Below are 554 nucleotides of genomic sequence, written 5' to 3'. Positions count from 1 at the left end.
GCTGAGCGCAGGTATCTGCTGGAGGAACTGAACCGGACGGCGGCGCCGTATCCCTCGCAGCGGTGCATCCACGAGCTGTTCGAGGCGCAGGTGCGCGGTGCACCGGATGCGGTGGCGGTGGTGTGCGGAGCCGAGCGCGTGAGCTATGGCGCGCTCAATGCGCACGCCAACCGGCTGGCGCATCATCTGATCGGGCTCGGGGTCGGGCCGGACCAGCCGGTGGCGATCTGCGTTGCGCGCAGTCCGATGATGGTGGTGGGGCTTTTGGCGATCCTGAAGGCCGGCGGGGCGTATGTGCCGCTGGACCCGGCCTATCCGTCGGCGCGGCTGCGCCAGGTGCTCGACGATGCGGCGCCGCGGCTGCTGCTGGCCGATGCGGCCGGCCGCGCCGCCTTGGGCAATGTGGGCGTCGATGTGAGCGTGGTGGAGCTCGATGCGGCGGCACCGGCCTGGGCCAGCCTGCCGGAATCGGATCCGGACCCGCGCGCGCTCGGCCTCACCTCCCGCCATCTCGCCTACGTGATCTACACCTCGGGATCCACAGGCACGCCCAA

The 554-nt window shown here is 71.1% G+C and carries 1 protein-coding gene; it reads left to right on the top strand.

The window, feature by feature from the left end:
- Positions 1-554 (top strand): AMP-binding protein (locus AAFX91_RS42350; RefSeq protein WP_394570435.1); only part of this gene is annotated, 554 nt, incomplete at both ends.

It is taken from the genome of Bradyrhizobium sp. 31Argb (genome assembly GCF_043638955.1).
Classification (GTDB): Bacteria; Pseudomonadota; Alphaproteobacteria; order Rhizobiales; family Xanthobacteraceae; genus Bradyrhizobium.
The sequence above is the reverse complement of the archived record's forward strand: the minus strand, read 5'-3'. Positions and strand labels throughout refer to the sequence as shown.